Annotated in this window: 6 protein-coding genes; 5 read left to right on the top strand and 1 reads right to left on the bottom strand. The window is 69.0% G+C overall.

The annotated features are described in order from the left end of the window. From VG899_17690 to VG899_17670, 5 genes are all read left to right on the top strand, one after another. The coding region (locus tag VG899_17690; GenBank protein ID HWA68199.1) for a hypothetical protein at positions 1-1,005 on the top strand (1,005 nt) is incomplete at its 5' end. Further along, the gene (locus tag VG899_17685; GenBank protein HWA68198.1) at positions 1,002-1,910 is read left to right on the top strand and encodes a lysophospholipid acyltransferase family protein; all 909 of its coding nucleotides are present in this window, start codon (positions 1,002-1,004) and stop codon (positions 1,908-1,910) included. The genes VG899_17690 and VG899_17685, both read left to right, overlap by 4 nt. Beyond that, positions 1,901-2,584, top strand: coding sequence for a hypothetical protein (locus VG899_17680; GenBank protein HWA68197.1), 684 nt, complete (start codon positions 1,901-1,903; stop codon positions 2,582-2,584). The genes VG899_17685 and VG899_17680 overlap by 10 nt, the downstream gene beginning before the upstream one ends. Continuing rightward, a complete protein-coding gene (locus tag VG899_17675) occupies positions 2,571-4,034 on the top strand; it encodes an NAD-dependent succinate-semialdehyde dehydrogenase (GenBank protein ID HWA68196.1) in 1,464 nt (487 codons plus the stop codon). The genes VG899_17680 and VG899_17675 overlap by 14 nt, the downstream gene beginning before the upstream one ends. 210 nt (positions 4,035-4,244) lie before the next feature. Next, a complete protein-coding gene (locus VG899_17670) occupies positions 4,245-5,354 on the top strand; it encodes an RNA polymerase sigma factor (protein ID HWA68195.1) in 1,110 nt (369 codons plus the stop codon). A 27-nt stretch (positions 5,355-5,381) separates the two neighbouring features. Here VG899_17670 and VG899_17665 read toward each other — a convergent pair. After that, on the bottom strand, positions 5,382-5,895 hold a 514-nt coding region (locus tag VG899_17665; protein ID HWA68194.1), incomplete at its 5' end, for a sulfite exporter TauE/SafE family protein.

Genomic DNA, 5,895 nt, shown 5'->3' with positions numbered 1-5,895 from the left:
GTCGCGATGGACGGCGGCTGGAAGTCCACGGCGATCGGTCTCGCGTCGTACAACTCGCTGCGCCACCACCACAACGCGCACACGATGATCCACTCGCGGTCCTTCATGGACCCGCGTCACTCCGAGCTGCACTCGAGCGCGTGGCGGATGGGCCGGATCCTGGGCGAGCACGTGAAGGTCTTCCAGATCGAGACGACGCTGAACAACGACGCGTTCCCTTCGCAGAACGGCTTCCTGACCAAGCGCGAGTGGGAGTGGTCGCTGCGCGACCAGGCGCTGTTCCTGGGGGCGAAGCGCGGCATCGACCTGCTGCCCGCCAAGCAGCGCCGGCAGGTCTTTCAGCGGATGGAGGCGCCGTACCAGGTCACCGGCATCAGCGCCGGCGCGGTCGAGCCGGTCCACGCCCAGACGCTCGAGCGGGTGCACCTGCAGCAGCTCGTCGAGGTCGACGGCCAGGCCGACGTGCTCGTGATGGGGCTGCCGTACCTGTGCCCCTACAACGTCAACAGCGTGATGAACCCGATCCTCGCGGCGTGCCTGGGGCTGGGCTACTTCTTCAACATGTACCGCGGCAAGCCGCTGGTGCGCGAAGGCGGCGTGATCATCCTCGATCACCCGGTGCCGTGGGAGTTCTCGACGCTGCACCACCCGAGCTACGTCGACTTCTTCGACGAGGTCCTCGCCGAGAGCACGGACCCGAAGGTGATCGGGCCGAAGTTCGAGCAGCAGTACGCCACCGATCCCTGGTACACGCACCTCTACCGCACCTCGCACGCGTATCACGGCGTACACCCCTTCTACATGTGGTACTGGTGCGCCCACGCCCTCGACCACGTCGGCCAGGTCATCTGGGTCGGCGGTGACCGCCGCTCGGTCGCCCGCATGGGCATGCGCTCCGCGTCGACGTTCGCCGACGCTCTCGAGCTGGCGCGCGACACCGTCGGAAGCCGCCCGACGATCACCTACACCCACAACCCGCCGCATCTGCTGGCCGACGTGAGGTGAGCAGCCTCCAGAAGGACCTCAGAGCGCTCTCACGCGGTTGGCGGTGGGGTCATCGCAAGCTGCCCCCGCACTCGGCCGAGCCGCACCACTCGTTCGAGGAGCGCAAGGAGTTCCCGACCGACTGGGCGCGCTCACGGCCGGCGCGCGCGGCCCGCGAGGCGATCCTTCGCGGCGGGCTGACACCGATCGTCCACCGCGAGACGTCCTTGCGCGTCGAGGGTCTCGACGTCTTCGACGGCCTCGACGGGCCGGTCATCATCGTGGCGAACCACACATCGCACCTCGACACGGCGCTGCTGCTCACCACGCTTCCGGTCGAGTGGCAGCGCAAGGTGACGGTCGGTGCCGCGGCGGACTACTTCTTCGACGCGTGGTGGCGCGCGATCGGCTCAGCCTTGGTCTTCGCGACCTTTCCGATCGAGCGCCACGGTCACGGCCTGTCCGACACACCCGCGAAGCTGATCGACGACGGCTGGTCAATCGTGATGTTCCCCGAGGGCACCCGCTCCCCCGACGGGTGGACCCGCCGGTTCCGCCCGGGCGCCGCGGCACTCGCGATCGCTCACCGCATCCCGGTCCTGCCGGTGGGACTGCGCGGTTCGTACGCCGCGATGCCGAAGGGCCGCAGCTGGCCGAAACCCGGCAAGCCGCCCGTACATGTGCGATTCGGCCGCCCGCTGCGCGCCGCGGACGGGGAGAGCACGCTGGAGTTCAACGCCCGGATCTCGGCCGCCATCGACACCCTGCTCGACGAGGACAGCACCGACTGGTACGCCGCCGCTCTCCGCGCAGCCGCGGCGCAGACTCCGCCGTCTTCCGGGCCGAAGGTGGCCGACTGGCGGCGGGTGTGGGAGTCCAGCGCGGGTCCGCAAAACGGCGAGGTCCGTCGCAAAGCGTGGCGGTAACGGTCGAGCGGCGAGTGACGCCGCGAGGCGAACTGGTGCTCCGCCGCGACGGCGAGCACTTCGAGGTGGTCAGCAACGGCGTCTTCCTCATGGACACCCGAAACGGCGCGTCCGAGCGGGTGCTCGTCCAGGCAGCGCTGGACCGAGCGCAACCGCCGTACCGGGTGCTGATCGGCGGTCTCGGCGTCGGCTTCTCGCTAATCGAGGCGTTGAACGACGAGCGCGTGGCACACGTGACCGTCGTCGAGATCGAGCCGACGATCATCGACTGGCACCGGCGCCACCTGACGCATCTGACCGGCGACGTCCTCACTGACGCCCGCGCCGAGGTCGTGGCGGTCGGCATCGGTGAGGCGTTGCGCCAGAGCGCAGTGTCCTGCTACGACGCGATCTGTCTCGACGTGGACAACGGCCCCGACTGGACGGTCAGCGACGCCAACGACGCGCTGTACGGCGACGAGGGCACTGCGCTTCTGGCGAGCCGGCTGACGCCGGGCGGGGTGCTCACGGTGTGGAGCGCCGCGCAATCACCGCCGTACCTTCAGGTTCTTCGTCGCCACTTCGGGAACGTCGATGTCATCGAGATCCCCGTCCCCCGCGGCGAACCGGACGTCGTGTACGCAGCGACCAAGATCGTGTCGCAGACTCAAGGGTGTGACAGTGACAGCAGCTGACGAGAAGCGCGTCGTCGACGCAGTGCCCAAGGGCCTGTTCATCGGCGGGCAGTGGCGAGACAGTTCCAGCGGCGCGACGCTCGGGGTCGAGGACCCATCGACCGAGCAGCGGCTGTGCGAGGTCGCGGACGCGACGGCGGAGGACGCGATTGCTGCGCTCGACGCCGCCTGCGCGGCGCAGGCGGCATGGGCGGCGACTCCGCCGCGGGAGCGCGGCGAGGTGCTGCGGCGTACCTACGAGCTGATGAACGAGCGGGCAGACGATCTCGCGTTGCTGATGACGCTGGAGATGGGCAAGCCCGTCGCGGAGTCCAAGGGCGAGATCACCTACGCCTCGGACTTCATCCGGTGGTACTCCGAGGAAGCGGTTCGCATCGACGGGCGCTACGCGGTGAATCCCACCGGCGCCGGCCGGCTGCTGACGATGAAGCAGCCGATCGGGCCGTGCCTGCTGATCACGCCGTGGAACTTCCCGACCGCGATGGGCACCCGCAAGATCGGCCCGGCGCTCGCGGCCGGCTGCACGATCGTCGTGAAGCCCGCCCAGCTGACCCCGTTGTCGATGCTCGCCCTCGCCGACTTGCTGACCGAGGCGGGCCTGCCAGCGGGGGTCCTCAACGTCGTGACCTCGAGCAGCGCGAGCCGCGTCACCGAGCCGCTCTTCGACGACGACCGGCTCCGCAAGATGTCCTTCACCGGCTCCACGCCGGTCGGCAAGAAGCTGATGGAGATGGCCTCGCGGCATCTCATCAAGTGCTCGATGGAACTCGGCGGCAACGCCCCGTTCCTGGTCTTCGACGATGCGGATCTCGATGCCGCCGTCGAGCAGGCGGTCATCGCGAAGATGCGCAACGGCGGCGAGTCGTGCGTGGCGGCCAACCGCTTCCACGTCCACGCCTCGATCGCCGACGAGTTCTCGGCCCGGCTCGCTGAACGCCTCGCCGCGATGCCGGTCGGGCGCGGTACGGACGACGGGGTCCAGGTCGGACCGCTCATCGACGCCGACCAGCGGGACAAGGTCGCGGAACTGGTGGACGACGCCGTCGGCAAGGGCGCCAAGGTCCTGACCGGCGGCGAGCGTCCCGACGGCGCCGGATACTTCTACGCCCCGACGGTCCTGTCGGGGATCGCCGACGACACCGATCTGCTGCGCGAGGAGATCTTCGGGCCGGTCGCGGCCGTCAAGACCTTCCAGACCGATGACGAGGCGGTCGCGGCCGCCAACCGTACTGAATACGGCTTGGTTGCTTACGTTTTCACCCGCGACATCAAGCGGGCGTTCCGCGTTACCGAGAATCTCGAGGTCGGGATGCTCGGGCTGAACAAGGGCCTGGTCTCGAACGCCGCGGCACCGTTCGGCGGGATCAAGGAGTCGGGTTTCGGCCGCGAGGGAGGACCGGAGGGCATTGAGGAGTACCTCTCCACGAAATACGTCGCCATCGATCTGTGAGGCCCTCGATTAGCCCCTTCGGCGGTACAGCGGAGCCATCTGTGACTGACCTCATTTGCGAGCGAGAAACCGGGCTACTCTGGGCGGCGCCGCCCCCTTGGGGACGGTCCCCTCGGCGGCACCTGAGCACGGGAGAGGCAGTTCGTGAGTAGTGCGCGGCAAGCCACTGCGGACCCGGCGAAGCGTGCGGCGCGCGGCCGAAAGCCCTCGATGACCGTCGTCCCCGAGACCGCCGAAGACGGCGACGCCGAGCCGTCGCCGGTGGCGCTCGTCGAAGCGGCTGCCAGCGCGTCAGCCCAGCTGCCGATCGACCCGGAGACCGAGCCGACCGAGGGCGAGCTCGTCGACGAAGAGGAAGACGACGACGTCGAGGTAGTCGTCGAGGACGACAACTCAGGACCGTCGACCGACCTCGTCCGCGCCTATCTGAAGGAGATCGGCCGGGTCGCGCTGCTCAACGCCGAGCAGGAGGTCGAGCTCGCCAAGCGCATCGAGGCCGGCCTGTTCGCCGCGGAGCGGCTGCGCGCCGCCGACGCCGGCGAGATCCGGCTCGCGAAGGCGCTGCGAAAGGACTACGACTGGCTGACCGCCGACGGTCAGCGCGCCAAGGACCACCTGCTCGAAGCGAACCTGCGCCTCGTCGTGTCGGTTGCCAAGCGCTACACCGGCCGCGGCATGGCCTTCCTGGACCTCATCCAGGAAGGCAACCTCGGTCTGATCCGCGCGGTGGAGAAGTTCGACTACACCAAGGGCTACAAGTTCTCGACGTACGCGACATGGTGGATCCGCCAGGCGATCACCCGCGCGATGGCCGACCAGGCCCGCACCATCCGCATCCCGGTGCACATGGTCGAGCAGATCAACAAGCTCACCCGGGTGCAGCGCCAGATGCTGCAGGACCTCGGGCGCGAGCCGACCGCGGACGAGCTCGCCAAGGAGCTCGACATGACGCCCGACAAGGTCGTCGAGATCCAGGGGTACGCCCGCGAGCCGGTGTCCCTCGAGCAGAACGTCGGCGACGAGGGCGACAGCCAGCTCGGCGACTTCATCGAGGACGCCGACGCGCCGATCGCTGCCGAGGTGGTGTCCTTCGGTCTGCTGCAGCGCGAGCTCGACAGCGTCCTGAAGACCCTTCCCGAGCGCGAGGCTGCCGTCGTCGCACTGCGGTTCGGGCTCACCGACGGCCAGCCGCGCACCCTCGACGAGATCGGCCGCGAGTTCGGCCTCACCCGCGAGCGGATCCGCCAGATCGAGGCGAAGACGCTGTCCAAGCTCCGCCACCCGAGCCGCTCACAGAAGCTCCGCGACTACCTCGAGTAGCCACCCCGAGCGGATGGCACATGCGGATCAGACGAGCAGCTTGATGGCGACTGCGGTGCCGACGACCACGATCGTCACGCGCAGCACCGCCGGTGGCAGCCGTCTGCCGATCACCGCGCCGAGCTGACCGCCGAACGTCGAACCGACGAACAGCAGACCCGCCACCTGCCACGCGATGTCGGTCCGCGCGATGAAGAACAGCGCGCCGACCGCGTTGATCACCGCGGCCACGACGTTCTTCGCGGCGTTGAGCCGCTGCATGTCGTCGTCGAGGGTGATGCCGAACAACGCGAGCAGCATCACGCCTTGCGCCGCGCCGAAGTAGCCGCCGTACACCGACACCGCCGCCGTACCGACCTGCAGCAACGGGCCCGGATGCTCGGCCCGGGCTCCGCGAGAGGCGCGGCGCCGCGCGATGGTCGGCTGGACGATGACGAGCGCGACCGCGAACAGGATCAGGATCGGTACGACGTGCCGGAACGCCGAGCCGGGCAACGCGAGCAGCAGGCTGGCACCCGCGATCGTGCCGACGAGGACCGCC

This window comes from Mycobacteriales bacterium, from assembly GCA_035550055.1.
Lineage (GTDB): Bacteria > Actinomycetota > Actinomycetes > JAFAQI01 > JAFAQI01 > DASZTV01.
Note: the sequence above shows the minus strand (reverse complement) of the source record. Positions and strands in the feature narration are given on the sequence as shown.